The organism is uncultured Cohaesibacter sp., assembly GCF_963556055.3.
Taxonomy (GTDB): Bacteria; Pseudomonadota; Alphaproteobacteria; order Rhizobiales; family Cohaesibacteraceae; genus Cohaesibacter.
Genome location: NZ_CAUVYE020000021.1, coordinates 94,375 through 111,250, shown reverse-complemented (window position 1 = coordinate 111,250; position 16,876 = coordinate 94,375). Strand labels below are relative to the sequence as shown.

Genomic DNA, 16,876 nt, shown 5'->3' with positions numbered 1-16,876 from the left:
TCAACAAACCAGACCAAAGCCGGGCAACGGCGGTGGGCCACAAAGGGAAACGAGCCTGCCATGGCTCCCCTGCCAGCAAATGATCCGGCAGATGAGACAGTTGCGCACGTCTCTTCAAGTCGTCCCGCCTCGTTTGGTCGGCCGGTTCAGCGCATATTGCACGCTGATGCCAAAAGCATGTCGGGGGTGGCTCTGTTGTTGCTGACATTGCTACTGGTCACTGCGCCCATTCTGTCCCTGATCGTTATTGCCTTCGGTGATGCGGGCGATGTCTGGCCACATCTGTTATCCACTGTCCTGCCGCGCTCTGTCACCACCACCGCCTGGTTGATGCTGGGTGTGGGAAGCCTCACCAGTCTTATCGGGATCTCGACCGCATGGCTCGTCACCATGTGCCATTTCCCCGGCCGCAGGGTCCTTTCATGGGCCCTGTTGGTGCCACTCGCCATTCCGACTTATATCGTTGCCTATGCGGCGGTCGACCTGCTCGATTTTTCCGGCCCCGTCCAGAGCGCACTGCGCTGGACCTTCGGCTTCTCATCGGCCCGAGACTACTGGTTTCCCGAGCTTCGCTCGCTTCCCGGTGCGATTGTGATCATGAGCCTCGTGCTCTACCCCTATGTCTATCTGACCAGCCGGGCGACCTTTCTCATGCAGTCGGCCTGCGTTCTGGATGTTGCCCGCACGTTGGGGGCCGGGCCATGGCGCCTGTTTTTCGCAGTTGCCCTGCCTCTGGCGCGGCCCGCGATTGTTGTCGGCGTCACCTTGGCCATGATGGAATGCCTCAATGATATTGGGGCGGTGGAGTTTTTCGGGGTCAAGACGCTGACGTTCAGCGTTTATGACACATGGCTCAACCGAGCCAGCCTTGCCGGAGCCGCGCAGATTTCGGTCGTCATGCTGCTGGTTGTTCTGTTGCTGTTATGGCTTGAGCGGCGGGGACGCCGGGGGCAGAAATTTGCCTCGACCTCGCGTCGATTGCAGCCCTTGCCCGGCTTCAAGCTGTCTGGCTGGCGAGCCGGACTGGCCCTTATGGTCTGCCTTCTGCCGATCAGTCTGGGCTTTTTGCTGCCAGCAATGGTGCTCTTGCGCTCCATCTGGTTTCATTGGCGGGACAACGTCAACGAAGATTTCTTTCTTGCGGCCGGAAATTCGCTCTTTCTGGCGCTGTTGGCAGCGTTGCTTACCGCCTCGCTCGGCACGGCGCTGGCCTATTTCGCCCGTACCCACAAAAACGGGCTGGTGAGCGCGGCCACGCGCCTGTCTTCCATTGGCTATGCTGTGCCCGGCACGGTTCTGGCCGTTGGCATCCTCATCCCCGTTGCGCGTCTGGACAATCTGATTGCATCGAGCATGCGAGACTGGTTTGGCATCGCAACCGGCCTCATTCTGATCAGTTCGGGCGCAGCCATGCTCTATGCCTACAGCGTCCGGTTCATGGCTATGTCCTATGGGGCAGGGGAAACCGGCTTGCAGCGCGTCTCGCCGAATCTGGAAGCGGCGGCGCGGACCTTGGGTCGCTCGCCTTTCAGAACGCTGGTGGAAATCGATCTGCCCATCATGCGCCCGTCGGTCATTTCCGGTGCGCTGCTGGTCTTTGTCGATGTCATGAAGGAACTGCCTGCGACCATTTTGCTGCGCCCCTTCAATTTCGATACACTTGCCACGCTGGTCTATGGCCAGGCGTCACTGGAGGCGTTCGAACAAGGCTCGCTTGCTGCCCTGACTATTGTTGTGGTGGGGATTGTCCCGGTCATTCTCTTGTCCCGAACGACGGGCACAGAGACCAGATTCTAGAATTTCAAAAAAAAGAATACCCGGCCAGGCCGGGTCGAGTTGGCGGATCTGCGGACTTATTGCCGCCCGCTTGGATATCGCCAAGCTTCGAGTCCTTAAAAAGGCGCTCGGAGTCCGAAACTTGAGCGATATCTCACATTAGAATAGCTCAAAAACAACAACTTGTAGATGTTGATTTTTAAAAACTAGATAATATTTGAAATAAATCCTTAATGGGTTAGGTTGAAAAAGACAAAATACTTGATGCGTCAATAAGTTGTTGTTTTAGTCATGGGCTGACTTAATGTATTTAAACTATAGGAGTGGGGACTTATAGTTTATCAGATCATTATAATAACTTTAGTCGAAAAGATAAACGGAAAATGGTGGCGGTTTGTCATGCGAATGACACAGGTGGAAAAGCCTGTGACTTGAATGCGAGCAACAGGCACCCATCAGCGCACGCTCGGCCGCTTGAGACATGTGCTCAAGACCTGGGCTTGCAAATGATGAGGAATCGGGGCGGGATCAAACCGGGATCAACAATGAGTATTCGTGCTTCGCACCCCATTGTCTTTAAGGCAATGACAGACAGCCGAGCGCCAGATTTCGCAATGATAACCCGGCCTTGCATCATTCTTTGCCTGTTGTTAACCATTAAGGCCTTGCATTTTGCTTTGTACAAAGGAAAGTTAGCTAGATAAGATACGCATGAATTCTGGGCATATCTGACCGGCGCGTTACGAACCTGTAGGCTGAATATAAGAAGTTCTTGCGCAGTGATGATCTCTTCGATTGTCATTTATGACAGTATCGTCGGAATGCCTTCAGTGGGGAAACTTGCAAGGGTGCCAAAAAGGGCTCGAGTTATCTGCATTGCGCATGCGCCTGGTATGGTGCTGAACGAGCGGCAATCCTTTTTTGAAGTAACGGAAGATTAAATGACATCGACCATACGGATCCGTATCCTGTGGACATTTTTGGCTTTTGCAGTGATCGTCGTGGGACTCGTGGTGTCCACGCCCTATTTGATCAATACGAGAGTGGTCAAGAGGCAGATTTCAAACCAGATTTCTGACTGGATGGGCCTGCCTGTCAGGGTGCGTGGCGAGCCTGTCGTGACGATTCTGCCCTATCTGACGATCAAGCTGAATGACGTTCAGGTCGCGTCCAAACTGGGCCGCACGCATCCTCCGCTCGCTGCCATGCATACCCTGAAGGCCGAGATGTATTGGCTGCCATTGATCTTCGGGCGGTTTGAAGTGCGCCGTTTCCATCTCGTCGAGCCCGTTTTCGAATTCATCCGCGACGAGCAAGGCAACAGCTCCTGGGATGTGACCGGGGGATCGCTGCTCCATAACAAGCTTGGCGAGAATCGGCTCATCTTGTCAAACGTCCAGCTGGGGAACTTCCGAATTACCCGCGGCGTGGCTCACTACAAGGATCAGATGACCGACAGGGAAGAGAATCTGAGCGACATCAATCTCAGCTTCGATTGGCCCCGTACAGAGGCTCCCGCTTCGATCGTCGGGACGACACAGTGGCGGGGAAGGGCGGTCAAGCTTAGCGCTCAATCCAAAAAACCGATGGAATTGTTTGCCGGAGGGCTGTCGCCGCTTTCGCTCTCCTTGTCTTCCCCTCTTTTTTCCATGAGCCTGAGTGGATCGGCTGCCACCATGTCGAATTTCCAATTCGAGGGGGACTTTGCCTTTCGCACACCTTCCGTGCAGGATCTGCTTGTCTGGCTGAAAAGGGATGTGCCCACGGATCAGACACTTGGTGCCGCCTCGCTCAAGGCGCGCGCCAATCTCGTCGGTGCGTCCATTGCCTTCTCCAATATGGATCTCGTTTTCGAGGACAATCACGCAAACGGGGTTTTGCAGCTCGATTTTCGGCGTGAGAGACCGTTCATTCAGGGTACACTTGCCAGTGACGAGCTTGATTTTGGTCCCTATCTCAAGGCGGCGGAACGCCTCAGGGATATCGAATATTACAATCTGCTCTCCCAGGATCTCGGCTATGCAGATGTCGACGTCCGGCTTTCGGCAACCAAGCTCACTCTGGGGCAATTGGAAATGAGCCGGGCCGCGACCTCGCTCATGACGCGGAACAATGAAATGTCCTTCTCCATAAGCGAGGCCTACACCCATGGCGGTCGGCTTGAAGCCAGCTTCGACATGCGGCAGAGCAACTCCAACAAGGGAATGATGAATTGTAACTTCCGTACCAAGGCAAACGGGGTCTCGGCAGGCAGCCTGACGCGTCAGATCCTGGGTAATGAAATCCTGACCGGGACCGCACTGATCGAAGCCGACCTGCAAGGCAGCGGCAAGAATCTGCATCAGATCATGGACAACACCCACGGCACTCTATCGGTCGTTCTGACGCAAGGTGATCTCGATCATTTCAGCCTCGACAAGGCACAGGCCGCTATTGAAGGGTCTCAGGACAAGAAAAAGACAGAATTCACCAACGGTCGAACGCGGTTTGATGTTCTTTCAGTGCGAGGCAAGATCATCGACCGGGCTCTGGATGTTGAAGGCCTGCGGCTCACATCGGGCAACCGGGCGCTTGTTGGCACGGCGCAAGTGGGGCTTGCTGATCAGACCATCGATTTCCCCGGAACCCTGTCTCTCTATCGCAGCTCTGATCCGGCAACCCATTCAACCGAGCAACCAAAGAAAAATCTCCCCTTCCTGATCTCCGGCCCGCTCTCGGACCCGAAGATCACAGCCAGAAAGCCGGATGACCCGGCAATCCAGCCCGAAACGGACATTCTGGCTCCGGGTGTGCCGTTGGATATGTCGCCCGGCAGAGAACCCGCAGCGCTTCCCGAAGCAGGTCAGCCGGTCGGGGCCAGCGATCCGTCCGCGCTTGTCACCCCGGCCCTGTGATCGCGGCCCAGTGATCTGGCCCAGTGATCCGACCTAGTGATCCCATCCAGCGCGCCGGCGTCGCGATCCGCTCCTTTGATCGCGTTTTTCCTTACGGCAGGGACGAGACCGTCTTTTTGCCTCACTATCGGCAGGCATGTGGTCAACACCTCGATTGAGGCTCGGTTTTGTCAAGCGCAACATGGAAGTCTTGAGGTTTTTCCCGATGTTGGAAATTGCAAATTGCGGTCATGGGCGCTACAAAGATCATCAATAGTCGTCTTGGCAAGAATGTGAGATCAGCGGAGTAGACCTATGCGTTTTGGATCCATGCTGTCAGGGTTGGGCAAGGCCCTTCTCGCCTCGTTGATCACCGGCACCGTATTGACCTTTCTGGGCATCTCAAGCCGGGATATCTTTCCGGGCATGTCTATCTATATTGATCAGCTGACAGATGCGGTCGAACTGACAATCAACTGGATCGTGATCTGGGCGGTGCCCAACACTCTGGTGGGCATGGTGATCATTGTCCCGATCTGGATCATTCTTGTGCTGTTCGGCCCAAGGCGTTAGGCCTGCCAACAAGGCATGAAGGGCGGCAGAGCCGCCCACCAAACAATCAAAAATCTTCCGCAAGGGCCGCAAGCACCGACCACAAGCAGCGGCTACAAGCTCAGAGGATAGGCTCAGGCATCACCGCGCTTTGAGGGGTCGATCCAGCGTTCCAGAAGCTGCGTCGCACTGACATTGTAGCCAAGGGCCTCGTAGAACTTGATGACTTTCTCATTGCCGGTCCGAACCATCAATTGGGATTTCCATATGCCCTGCGCCAGATGCCAGTCTTCGACTGCCTTCATCATGGCCTGGCCAAGCCCCTTTGCCTGATGGTTGGGCGAGACCGAGAGATAATAGGTCCAGCCGCGATGTCCGTCATGCCCCGCCATGGCGGAGGCGACGATCTCGCCGTCCTGCTCGAACCGGCCGACCAGCACGGTTGAATTGACTTGCGAGCGGGCAAAGGCAATATCGCTGTAGGGATTGTTCCAAGGGCGGGTGAGCCCGCAGACCTGCCACAGCGCAACGACGCTTTCCAGATCATCATCGACCATGTCGCTGACAATCAGACTATCCATTTTCTGGTTGCTCATTTTCAAAGATCACTATTGTTTTTCAATGCAGTAACAGACAGGACCTTGTCCGGATTCAGTAGGCCTTTAGGGTCCAGCAATGTCTTGATGCCGATCATCAGATCCATTTCAACCCGATCCTTGACGCTTGGCAATTCATCCCGCTTCAGGGTGCCGATACCGTGTTCGGCAGAAATCGACCCGTTCATATCTTTCACGATGCCATGAATGACCGTGCTCAAGTCCGTCCAGCGGGCCAGAAAGGCCTCCCTGTCGGCTCCCACGGGTTGGGAAATATTGAAATGAATATTGCCATCGCCCATATGACCGAACGGCACCGGCCGACAGCCTGGAATTGTTTCCTCGCTTGCGGCGATGGCGCGGGCCAGAAAGGCCGGGATCGATTTGACCGGCACAGAAATGTCGTGCTTGATCGAGCCACCTTCGAATTTCTGGATCTCGCTCATGCCATGGCGCAGTCGCCAGAAATCGTCTGCCTGTTGCTGGCTTTCCGCCAGAACGGCATCGCGGACAAGACCTGCTTCAAAGGCTTCCTCGAAAATGGACTCGATCAGCGCCCGTCCGTTAACTGCCTTTGAGCCGATTGACAATTCGATCAGGCAATACCAAGGATGCGGTTCTTCGAGCGGGTCGCGAATGCCTTCGCCATGTTTGAGGGTGAAATCGACACCGATTCTGGGCATCAGTTCGAAGCCTGTCATCATCTGACCCGCATCCCCGCGTGCCAGCTGGAACAGCTCCAGTGCCATTTCCGGATCATCGACCGCAAAGACGGCGACCTGCTGCTCTCTGGGCTTCGGATAGAGCTTGAGGGATGCCGCTGTTATGACCCCGAGCGTTCCTTCCGCCCCGATAAACAGATGCTTGAGATCATACCCCGTATTGTCCTTGCGCAAGGATCGCAGGCCATTGAAGATGCGCCCATCCGGCAAGACCACCTCAAGCCCGAGCACCAGATCGCGCATGTTGCCGTAGGCCAGCACATTGGTTCCGCCCGCATTGGCCGACAGATTGCCGCCGATCTGGCAAGAGCCCTGCGCTCCCAAAGAAAGAGGGAACAACCGGTCGCTTTCGTCTGCTGCCTGCTGAAGCGTCTCAAGAATGACGCCAGCCTCGACAATCGCGACATTGCTCTCGGCATCAAGAGTGCGGATCGCATTCAGTCTTTCCAGGGAAAGCACGACCTGATCGGCGCTGTCATCGGTGATCTGAGCCCCAACCAGTCCGGTATTTCCCCCTTGCGGCACGATCGCGATATTCTTCTCATAGGCCAGCTTCATCACGTCACTGACCTCAGCGGTGCTTGCCGGTTTGAGAACGAGATTGCAAGACCCGAAGAACTTGTCGCGCCATTCCCGACAATAGGGGGCAATGTCGGCGGCTTCGGTCAGGCAATTCTGCGCTCCTATCAGCTCTTTGAATTGCGCGATGATGGCGTCTCCGATTGTGGAGGACTTTGTCGGCCATGAAGATGAGGAGGAATTGTTCACTTGAGACTTCGCTTTTCAGTAGGGGAATGATTGATCAGATGGAAAAGAATTACTCGACAAGGTGGGAGATGACCTGCACAAACTATCAGAATGTTCGGGCGCTGAAAAGCGTTTGACGCCGCTACGAGAGGGTCCGGTTTCCAACACTTCGGCAAAAAGGCTCAGTCTGCAACTCTCAAAGTAAAACCAGTGATTTGTGCGTGTCTATCCAAATTACATTCCTTGAATCCTGTTTTTACTGTTCCGCCGCAACAAAAAAGACAAAGCCATCACTGTCACGAATCAACAAATTGTTCAAATCCACCGATAAAAGGGGCCTTGTTCATTTCGTAAATACGAAGTTACTAACAGGGGAAACGTTTGTGGGTGCACAAAATGTCGCAATTTTCGAGAATTTCGCGCGACTTGACTATAAAGCATAGAAAATTAGAAATTTATGACTATATCATAATCGTTATTGCAAATTGTTCGCATCACAGCAAGGGGACAGCTGGATGCCTAAATCAGGTATTTCTACAAAAAAGAGGCCTGTTCAGCGGATGAACAGTGCCCGTCGTCAGCTTGAGATCGTGAATGCTGCGTTCGACTGTATCGCAGCTTCAGGGCATCTTTCCCTGTCGACAACAGAGCTCGCCAACAAGGTGGGCATTTCTCAACCGGCGATCTTTCGACATTTTCGCTCCAAACAGCAGCTTCATCGTGCCATCCTTGATGAGGCCAATCTTCGCGTGATCGAAGAGTTGAAGCTGAATATCGGGCGGTCGGAAATGTGGAGCAATCCCATCAATCTGCTACAGGATGTCGTGATTCAGATGGGCTCCAGTTTTGAACGGTCGCCCGGCGTCTGGCTGACTTTGATCTGCCAGCGTAGCATCGCAGCCGAAGCGGAACTGCCCGTTGACGAGCATGTGCGAAAAGGGAACAGATGCGCCATTACTCAATGCGCCTATACCCTTGAGCGGCTCTGCAATGCAGCGATTGAAAACGGACAGATCAGCCACGAGGCAAAGTCTCGCGATATCAGCAATGTGATCATGTCGCTGATTTTCGGCATGGGTCAGCTCTGGCTGAACAATGAACGTGACTTTGCCTTGCCACAGAGGCTTGATGTTGCTGTCGGCGGCGTGATGGCTGGATATGCCTATCCAGCTCAAGCGGGCGACATGCCGATCTCGGCCATTGCTTGATTTTCAGTGAAATGGTCGGGGTCTTGCGCACCTGAAAAAGAGCCCGTTTCTCTGCGGGCTTTCTTCATGTTTCATGCATTTGTTGGCCTCTGCCAGATCCGGCAAGAGACAGGTGTCCGATTGGCTGCGTTTACCAAGGGGCTTTTCACGCAAGGCTAATTGCGAACAAGAGCCTTGCAATTTCCCCTTAGTCACGCATCTCAATCGTGCAACACTGGCCCGTCTGTTAAGAAACTGTAACAAAGATTGAGCTTCTGAGCGCGTACCGCGACATATTTGGCATTGCATTTGTACAAGAACCTATCGGATAAGATCCCGACAAACTGTGCGATGTCACATGAGGGACAGCTGTCTTAAGACAAATCGAATGTTGATTTTTGTCCCTGAGATTCATTATAGCACTAGCCAAAGAGCTTGCAGCGCGCAGCGGTGTTGCTCTGCTGCTATTTGAAGCGGACAAGCTCACAGGGCCTTCGGCAACCCGTTTTGCCGGTGGCAAAAGAATTCGCGAATTGGTCGCGACTGACTCAAGAGGATTTCTATGTCTGATAAGCCACAATTGATGAAAGGCAAACGCGGCCTGATCATGGGCGTTGCCAACAACCGTTCCATCGCTTGGGGCATCGCCAAAGCTTGTAAGGATGCTGGTGCCGAATTGGCGATGACCTATCAGGGCGATGCCATGAAGAAGCGCGTCGAACCCCTCGCTGAACAGTTGGGCGCCTTTGTGGTGGGACATTGTGATGTAACCGATGGCGACAGCATTGACGCCGTTTTCGGCACTCTTGCGCAGGAATGGGGCAGCATCGACTTTGTCGTTCACTGCATTGCCTATTCCGACAAGGATGAACTGACCGGTCGTTATATCGACACAACGCCGGAAAACTTCACGCAGTCCATGTTCATCTCTGCCTATTCCTTCACGGCAGTCGCCCAGCGGGCCGAAAAGCTGATGCCCGAAGGTGGTTCGATGCTGACCCTGACCTATTATGGCGCAGAGAAAGTGATGCCACATTACAATGTCATGGGTGTTGCCAAGTCCGCACTTGAAACATCGGTTCGTTATCTGGCTGAAGATCTTGGCAAGAACAATATTCGCGTCAACGCCATTTCCGCCGGTCCGATCAAGACACTGGCAGCCTCCGGCATTGGTGATTTCCGCTATATCCTGAAGTGGAACGAATATAACTCGCCGATGCGTCGGGTCGTGACGATCGACGAGGTTGGGGATTCGGCTGTCTATCTGCTGTCCGACTTTGCACGTGGTGTGACCGGTGAAATCCACCATGTGGATTCCGGCTATCATGTTGTCGGCATGAAGGCGGTTGATGCGCCAGATATCACTGTCTGATGTCACTTTGCGGCTGCCTGATCATGACGGGCGCCGAGACGGCATTTTTGCCTGACGTGCGATTTTGCATCCGTGGTCTACCCATTTTGGCGGTTGACCACGGATGTTTTTTTTGGCCTAAAAGCGCCAGGTCTGCCCCGCTGGCAGGCCATGGCTCTTTCATCCGCCAGCCAATCAAGCAAAGTCTGAAAAGGAGACGCGATGCCGACCCCGCCAATCTACTATATTCGCCATGGCGAAACCGACTGGAATGCCGAGCATCGTTATCAGGGGCAACGCGACATCCCGCTGAACAAGACTGGCGAGCAACAGGCCCGCCGCAATGGCAAGGTGCTCGCCGAGCTTCTGGATGATCCTGCTGGTACCAATCTGTTTTGCAGCCCAATGACCCGTACCCGGCAGACCCTCGATCTGGTGCTCGAGACATCCGGCTGGGCCGATACGGACTGGGCTCGCAATGTGTTGTTCGATGACCGGCTGATCGAATTCTCTTTCGGCGACTGGGAAGGCTGGACACTGGAAGAGATCAAGCAGCGCGAACCAGAACTCTATTGGGAACGCGAAGCCGATAAATGGACCACCTGCATGCCCAACGGCGAGAGCTATCAAATGCTGGCGGAGCGGATTGGCGGCTGGTTCCGATCTCTGGACAAACCGACTGTTGTCGTTGCCCATGGTGGCGTCTTGCGGATTGTGCGCTATTTCCTTGAAAATGTGCCCGAACTCGAGGCCCCGATGCTCAAAACACCACAGGACAAGATTTATTTCTGGTCCGGTTCAGACGCGTCCTGGATTTGAACCACCCGTCCGGTTCATCGCTGGCGACGGTTTTCCTGTTTGTTTTTCAATCATTTGGTGTGAAAAAATCGAGCGGTTGCATGTCGTGGTAATCGTTTGCCGAGAAAAAGGTTCAATTTTAGCTAAAAGCAATGCAAACCCGAACTAATAATTGGCGTAAGTAGAAAGGTTTATAAGCTAAGTTGCCCCGAGTATGGAAATGGGACTTGAGGAAGCTGGTCGGTAATGCGACCACTGGCGACCTATATGCTTTGGGGAAAGCTATTATGGTAAAAACGGTAAGACTGGCCTATCTCGCATTGGCTGTAAGTGCATTCTGTGTCCACAACGCAACCGCCATGGCAGAGGGAGTCGTCGCCGCATTGGCAGGTCAGACTTTCTATTGCGAAGGGGGCAATGAATCCTCCGGACGCCACTATTATTTCAAGGTCAAGAACGGGCAGGTTGAACGGATTGATCACCGTTTCCCAAATCAGAATGTCATTTTCAATATCGGCGGTGCCAGCAAAGGCCAGCTTAATCAATATTGGAGCTATGAGACCCTGAGTGACGAGCGGGGTGATCGGGTCCATCTCTATGAACGCGTATCCATGCGCTCAGGCTCCGAGAACAAGCATGTCTATCGCACCTATGAGCTTTATCGCAACAAAGGCGGCGTCTATATGATCTTCTATGACGGCGTCAACGGCGCACGCGACTGGACGATCAAGATGACGCGCGACTGCGGCTACAAGGTTGGCAACAAGATTGTTCAAAGCTCCGGACAGCGCTACTGGTCGACGACATTCTCCAAGAAATAGCGAACAGGAAGAAGCCGACAGGCAGAACCGTTTCAAGAAATGCCCGCCTCCTGGCGGGCATATTCGTTTGGATGAGCCGAACAGACCTGTCTTGACACCGCATCTGTGCGCAAGGACATGATAAAATCCGTCTCATGATTTGACCTTTGTTGCTGCGCTCAGTAAGACATCTTCCGATGATCTTCATGAATGCCTGTGATATAGCAGACCGCTGATAACAGGCGCGTGCGATTCTCTTGCCATGGCAGGCAGGTCTTGCCGCTCAGCCATGCAGGGTCGGAATCGCTTGAGACGGAAAGCAGGCCGCCAATGTCGCATAACAGTTTCGGACATCTTTTTCGCGTCACCACCTGGGGCGAGAGCCACGGACCGGCCATCGGCTGCACGGTGGATGGCTGTCCTTCACTCATCGGCATCACCAGAGAGGAAATCCAGAGAGATCTGGATCGTCGGCGTCCCGGTCAGTCCCGCTATACCACCCAGCGACAGGAGAAAGATCAGGTCGAAATCCTGTCCGGGGTCTTTGCGCACCCTGAAAGCGGAGAACAGGTGACGACCGGCACGTCCATCGGCCTCATCATCCACAACACGGATCAGCGCTCCAGGGATTATGGCGATATCGCCGAGCGTTACCGTCCGGGCCATGCCGACTATACCTATGACGCCAAATATGGCATTCGCGACTATCGCGGTGGTGGTCGCTCCTCAGCGCGTGAAACAGCCATGCGCGTTGCCGCCGGAGCCATTGCCCGCAAGGTGATCCCGGAGATCTCCATCCGCGGTGCCATGGTGCAGATGGGCCCGCACAAGATCAACCGCGACAATTGGGACTGGAATGAAGTGGGCAACAATCCTTTCTTCTGTCCGGACAGGGAAGCGGCTGCTCTTTGGGCCGATTATCTTGATGACATCAGAAAATCCGGCTCCTCCATCGGGGCCGTGATCGAAGTGGTCGCATCCGGTGTTCCCGTTGGTCTGGGGGCTCCCATCTATGCCAAGCTCGATCAGGATATTGCCAGCGCCATGATGTCCATCAACGCGGTCAAGGGCGTGGAAATCGGTGAAGGCTTCAACGCCGCCTGCCTGACCGGCGAGGAAAATGCTGATGAAATGCGTCTTGATGACACCGGCAATCCGGTTTTCCTGTCCAACCATGCCGGGGGCATTCTGGGGGGCATCTCAACTGGGGAAGATGTCGTGGTCCGTTTTGCCATCAAACCGACCAGTTCCATCCTGACACCAAAAAAATCCATTACCCGCAGTGGTGAGGAGGTTGAGGTCATGACAAGGGGACGTCATGATCCTTGTGTCGGCATCCGGGCCGTGCCTGTTGGTGAAGCCATGCTCGCCATTACGCTGGCCGATCACATCCTGTTGCACAGGGCGCAACAGGGCGGAAGGTAGCATTGCATTTTCAGGTGCAAATCCTAACTGTGAGAAACACCAGAACCAGACCCGCGCGCATCCAGCAAGCGTGGCGCATAAACAAAAAGGGACCTTCATGGCCGATATGGAACGGGTTGCAGAGGCAATCCGCGCATTTGAAAAAGGTGAGATGGTCATCGTCACGGATGATGATGATCGCGAGAATGAGGGCGATCTGATTGTCGCCGCCACCAAGATCACGTCCGAGCAGATGGCCTTTATCGTTCGTCACAGCTCGGGCATCGTCTGTGCTCCGATGACAGGCGAGCGGGCCGGGCATTTGCAGCTCGCACCGATGGTCGCCAACAACAATGCGCCGCTGTCGACCGCTTTCACGGTTTCGGTTGACTTCAAGCATGGAACGACAACCGGCATTTCTGCCGAAGAGCGCTGCATGACGGTGCATGGCCTTGCCAATGGCAACACCGGGGCTGGCGATTTCGTGCGGCCCGGCCACATCTTCCCGCTCATCGCCAAGGATGGCGGAGTGCTGGTCCGCTCAGGCCATACCGAAGCCGCGGTTGATCTGTGCACGCTTGCCGGTCTGCCACCGGTTGGTGTCATTTCCGAGCTTGTCAATGACGACGGCAGCGTCAAGCGCGGACCGCAGATCGCTGAGTTCGCCAAGGAACATGGCCTTCGTCAGGTCTCTGTGGCCGATCTCATCGCCTATCGCCAGCGCATCGAACGCCTTGTCGTCCGCATTGACGAATTTCCGGTTGAAACCCGTCACGGCCCGGCCCGTGCGGTCACCTTCAAGGCCAAATTCGACGATATGGAGCATCTGGCGCTGATCTTTGGCGATATCCGCGATGGCAAGGATGTGCCTGTGCGGCTCCATCAGGAAAATGTGTTGGCCGACATCTTTGGCAAGAACCGAACGCTCGATTCGATCGCGAGCAGGTTTTCCCAGAGCCGTGGTGTTCTGGTCTATTTGCGCGACGGTTCGCCCTATGTTGCCACAGGGTCCATGCGTCCGAGAGACGGGTTGGAGCCTGAGGGTCTGACCGCAGCGCATGACGAAGCCCATGTCAGTGCCAAGTCGCGCAATGAAGACTGGCGCGATATCGGGTTGGGAGCCCAGATCCTTCTCGATCTCGGCATCTCGTCGATCCGGCTTCTGTCATCAAGGGAGCGACACTATGTCGGGCTCGAGGGCTTCGGTCTGAATATCTCGGGCACGGAGATTATCTGAGCGTTCTTTTCAGGATGAAGCGAGAAAGCTGCCCGTTGTCAGACTGCTGACAGCGGGTTTTTTGCATTGGACTGCCCTGTACAGGGCTGCCCTGGCTTGTCTTGGTCATCGCCATCTTTCGGAGGTAAGGCCATCCGAGACATGTGTCAGGGTCGGGCTATGTTGTCGATGGCGAAGCCGAAAACAAGGAGCCCGCGATCCGAAGAGACCGCGGGCTTTTCTTTGACTGGCCGGATAACCGTTGTTGTAACCTTAGTTGGTCGGCACGGCTTTTTTCCTGAAGAGCGGAGAAATCAGGCGGCGCCATGCGAGGGCGAAACCGGTCCAGACAAGGAACAGAGAGGCGAGCGAGGCAATGCCGGCAAGGGTCTGTCCGACAATGCCGTAGACTTCACCTGAATGAAGGAAACGCAGATAGCGTTTGAGGGCCTGGGTCGGCGTTGCCATCTCGTCGGGTCCCTTGACCTCAACCACATCTCCGGTCTCCCGGCTATAGGTCACGGTCTGCTGGGTCGCACCCTGTTTGCCGTTGCCCGTATCCACCAGAATATCGACATTCTTGGCATTGTCTGCACTCGGGACAATGATTGAAATGGTTTTCCAGTTGCTTTCAACGGTTTTGGCCTTGTCCAGAATGGACTGATAGGACACCAGCTGTTCAACCGGCAGGTTTGAGGAACCGCCACCAGAGGAGCGGGCCCACATGCCTTTGCCCCTGCCGCCTCCCATGGGCGCTTCAAGGCCTGCCGCAGAGAAGGCAAGGTCATTGGCCCACGGATAGGAAATGATGACACCGGTGCCGACAACTGCGACGAGCGGGATCAACACCCAGAAGGAAAAGACATGATGCCAGTTGAAGTCACGTGCCTTGGCAGTTGGCATTTTGACAAAGAATATTTTCTGCCTCAGGAACGGCCATTTCCATTTGCGCGGGAGCCACAGATAGGCACCCGAAATGATGATGAACAGGAATGCGAGGTTGCTCACCTTCACAAGCGTTGCCCCAGTGCTGTCAAAGCCCATGGCCAGATTGCGATGCAGATCTTCTGCCAGATGGAAAAAATTCTCGGTTGGATTGCTGCCAGCTTCGATAAAGGCTCCGCTGTAGGGGTCGATCATTTTCATCTCGTGCCGACCCGCCGCTACGGTTAGAGGCTTGGAAGCATCGCTGTAATAGTTCAGGGTTGCTGTCTGATCCTCGAAAACCGGCTTGGCAATCGCCAATATCTCATCGGTTGTCAGCATCTGCGCATTTTCAGATGGAGCCGAGACCTTGGGGTCAAACAAGGCTGCAATTTGCATTTCATAGGTCAGAATAACGCCGGTCAATGCCAATACGAATATGACAAGTCCGGTTGCGATCCCAACGACAAGGTGGGACCAGAAGATGATTTTTCGAAACATGGTCGAAACTCCGATGTGGCAAACTGGTCAGGAAACCGCAAGGATAATAGCGCGTTTGAATTGTGGGATCATCACAGCCAGATAATAAACTGTCGCACTGTGTCGCTTTGCAGCAGCTGGATACAAACGGATACAAATCTCGTATCGCGGCGACCGGCGTCAGCCCTCTTGCTGCTTGGTTTTCACACCGCATTTCACAGCTTGAGCTGCGAAAACGCGCTGACTGCAAGGTAAATGCATGGTCAACCGATTCTCTCAGCGGTTCGAGACTTTAGGTCTAGAAGAGTAAGGTCAGAAAAAATATTCAGGAAATATTCATTTGCATTTTGAAAAATGAATGCCGGACCCTACATATAATGGGAAGCGAGCCCGTTTACGAGCTTTCCGAATAGGTCCTCGCAAAGTAACCAGCGATAGGGGAATGAAATGAAAAACAAAGCAGTTGCAAAAAATGCTTCCCAGGACTCCGCGAAACTTGCCATCATGCTGAGCCTCGGACTGGTCGCGGGACTTGTTTTCTATCTTCTGGCCGCCTAGCCTCGCATCCTTGATGATCAGACGGATCAATCGCGCCTTATGATTTGCGGGGGCTCTTCGCCCTCGACCTCTCTCACGTTGAATTTGTAACGAATGGCCATGCCTCTGAGGGTCAGCGCCGAGCTCATGCCAATGAGGGCGCTGATGGCCTCGTCCACTCCGAGCATTTGCAAGCCGACATAAAGGGTCGCGCCCAACAGGGCCGCTGTGGCATAGATTTCCTGTCTGAGCAGGAATGGGACCACATTGCAAAGAATGTCCCGAATGAGGCTGCCGAAGGTGGCCGTCACAACCCCCATCATGATGCATATGACCTCATGGTGACCCAGCTTCGCGGTAATCGCTGCGCCGGTCACTGAGAAAATCGCCATGCCTATGCCATCCACCCAGTTGAATATCTGTCTTTGCGACCAGCCAAGATGATGAACACCATAAGCCAGCAGGGAAGAGGGGAGCACAATGGCAAGAGGGCCCGGATCGGCGACCCAATTGACTGGCAGGGAACCGATCAGAATGTCACGGATCGTTCCGCCCCCGGTTGCCGTCACCAGACCGACCATGAGAACGCCAAACAGATCCATCTGCGCCTGAATGGCGCGCAGGCCCCCCGACATGGCGAATACAACCAGACCGGCATAAAAGAATATGGGGACACCCTTGTCCAGAATGAGGCTCAGTAAGACAGACATGTTGCAGCAATTCCATTGGCTGTGAAGGACACGAAACCGGCTGTTGGCAAAGAAAAGTTAACACGGATTTAAGGGCGGGAGAATAATCGAAAAATGCTGAAATTTCAAAAGGATTTACCTTGGTAAGTTCTTCGTTTGTTCTGTGAAAAAAGTACCGGCCCCACTGTGTGATTCATTTGTTTGATTTTTGTTCTTTTTGTGTT

General features: G+C 54.3%; 13 protein-coding genes. 9 read left to right on the top strand and 4 right to left on the bottom strand.

The features are described 5' to 3' along the window. Positions 1–60 precede the first annotated feature (60 nt). The 3 genes from ACHZB8_RS14755 (at position 61) to ACHZB8_RS14745 (ending at position 5,222) form a co-directional block, all read left to right on the top strand. Entirely contained in the window at positions 61–1,797 is a 1,737-nt protein-coding gene (locus tag ACHZB8_RS14755) for an iron ABC transporter permease (protein ID WP_316861432.1), read from the top strand. Between the two features lie 920 nt (positions 1,798–2,717). Continuing rightward, positions 2,718–4,670 carry an AsmA family protein gene (locus ACHZB8_RS14750; RefSeq protein ID WP_316861431.1) on the top strand — a complete coding sequence of 651 codons (1,953 nt, stop codon included), beginning with the start codon at positions 2,718–2,720 and terminating at the stop codon, positions 4,668–4,670. A 294-nt stretch (positions 4,671–4,964) separates the two neighbouring features. Beyond that, positions 4,965–5,222, top strand: a complete 258-nt coding sequence (locus ACHZB8_RS14745; protein ID WP_316861430.1) for a hypothetical protein — start codon at positions 4,965–4,967, stop codon at positions 5,220–5,222. A gap of 113 nt (positions 5,223–5,335) precedes the next feature. Here the strand turns inward: ACHZB8_RS14745 and ACHZB8_RS14740 are convergent, their stop codons facing one another. Beyond that, positions 5,336–5,797: a GNAT family acetyltransferase gene (locus ACHZB8_RS14740; RefSeq protein WP_316861428.1), complete on the bottom strand. Its 462-nt coding sequence runs from the start codon at positions 5,795–5,797 to the stop codon at positions 5,336–5,338. A gap of 2 nt (positions 5,798–5,799) precedes the next feature. Continuing rightward, the gene (locus tag ACHZB8_RS14735; RefSeq protein WP_316861589.1) at positions 5,800–7,242 is read right to left on the bottom strand and encodes an FAD-binding oxidoreductase; all 1,443 of its coding nucleotides are present in this window, start codon (positions 7,240–7,242) and stop codon (positions 5,800–5,802) included. A 584-nt stretch (positions 7,243–7,826) separates the two neighbouring features. Between ACHZB8_RS14735 and ACHZB8_RS14730 the strand changes: the two genes are divergently transcribed. From ACHZB8_RS14730 to ribB, 6 genes are all read left to right on the top strand, one after another. Then, a complete protein-coding gene (locus ACHZB8_RS14730; RefSeq protein ID WP_316861427.1) occupies positions 7,827–8,474 on the top strand; it encodes a TetR/AcrR family transcriptional regulator in 648 nt (215 codons plus the stop codon). Between the two features lie 541 nt (positions 8,475–9,015). Continuing rightward, positions 9,016–9,825, top strand: coding sequence for an enoyl-ACP reductase FabI (gene fabI, locus ACHZB8_RS14725; protein WP_316861425.1), 810 nt, complete (start codon positions 9,016–9,018; stop codon positions 9,823–9,825). Positions 9,826–10,026: 201 nt separating this feature from the next. After that, complete coding sequence (locus tag ACHZB8_RS14720; RefSeq protein WP_316861423.1) at positions 10,027–10,623, top strand: histidine phosphatase family protein; 597 nt, start codon at positions 10,027–10,029, stop codon at positions 10,621–10,623. Between the two features lie 266 nt (positions 10,624–10,889). Beyond that, complete coding sequence (locus tag ACHZB8_RS14715; RefSeq protein WP_316861421.1) at positions 10,890–11,423, top strand: hypothetical protein; 534 nt, start codon at positions 10,890–10,892, stop codon at positions 11,421–11,423. Between the two features lie 309 nt (positions 11,424–11,732). Continuing rightward, entirely contained in the window at positions 11,733–12,827 is a 1,095-nt protein-coding gene (aroC, locus tag ACHZB8_RS14710) for a chorismate synthase (RefSeq protein ID WP_316861419.1), read from the top strand. Between the two features lie 97 nt (positions 12,828–12,924). Continuing rightward, positions 12,925–14,043, top strand: coding sequence for a 3,4-dihydroxy-2-butanone-4-phosphate synthase (ribB, locus tag ACHZB8_RS14705; RefSeq protein WP_316861418.1), 1,119 nt, complete (start codon positions 12,925–12,927; stop codon positions 14,041–14,043). A 252-nt stretch (positions 14,044–14,295) separates the two neighbouring features. Here ribB and ACHZB8_RS14700 read toward each other — a convergent pair whose 3' ends face one another. Beyond that, positions 14,296–15,447 carry a PepSY-associated TM helix domain-containing protein gene (locus ACHZB8_RS14700; RefSeq protein WP_316861416.1) on the bottom strand — a complete coding sequence of 384 codons (1,152 nt, stop codon included), beginning with the start codon at positions 15,445–15,447 and terminating at the stop codon, positions 14,296–14,298. Between the two features lie 563 nt (positions 15,448–16,010). Then, a complete protein-coding gene (locus ACHZB8_RS14695; RefSeq protein WP_316861415.1) occupies positions 16,011–16,673 on the bottom strand; it encodes a trimeric intracellular cation channel family protein in 663 nt (220 codons plus the stop codon). Positions 16,674–16,876 lie beyond the last annotated feature (203 nt).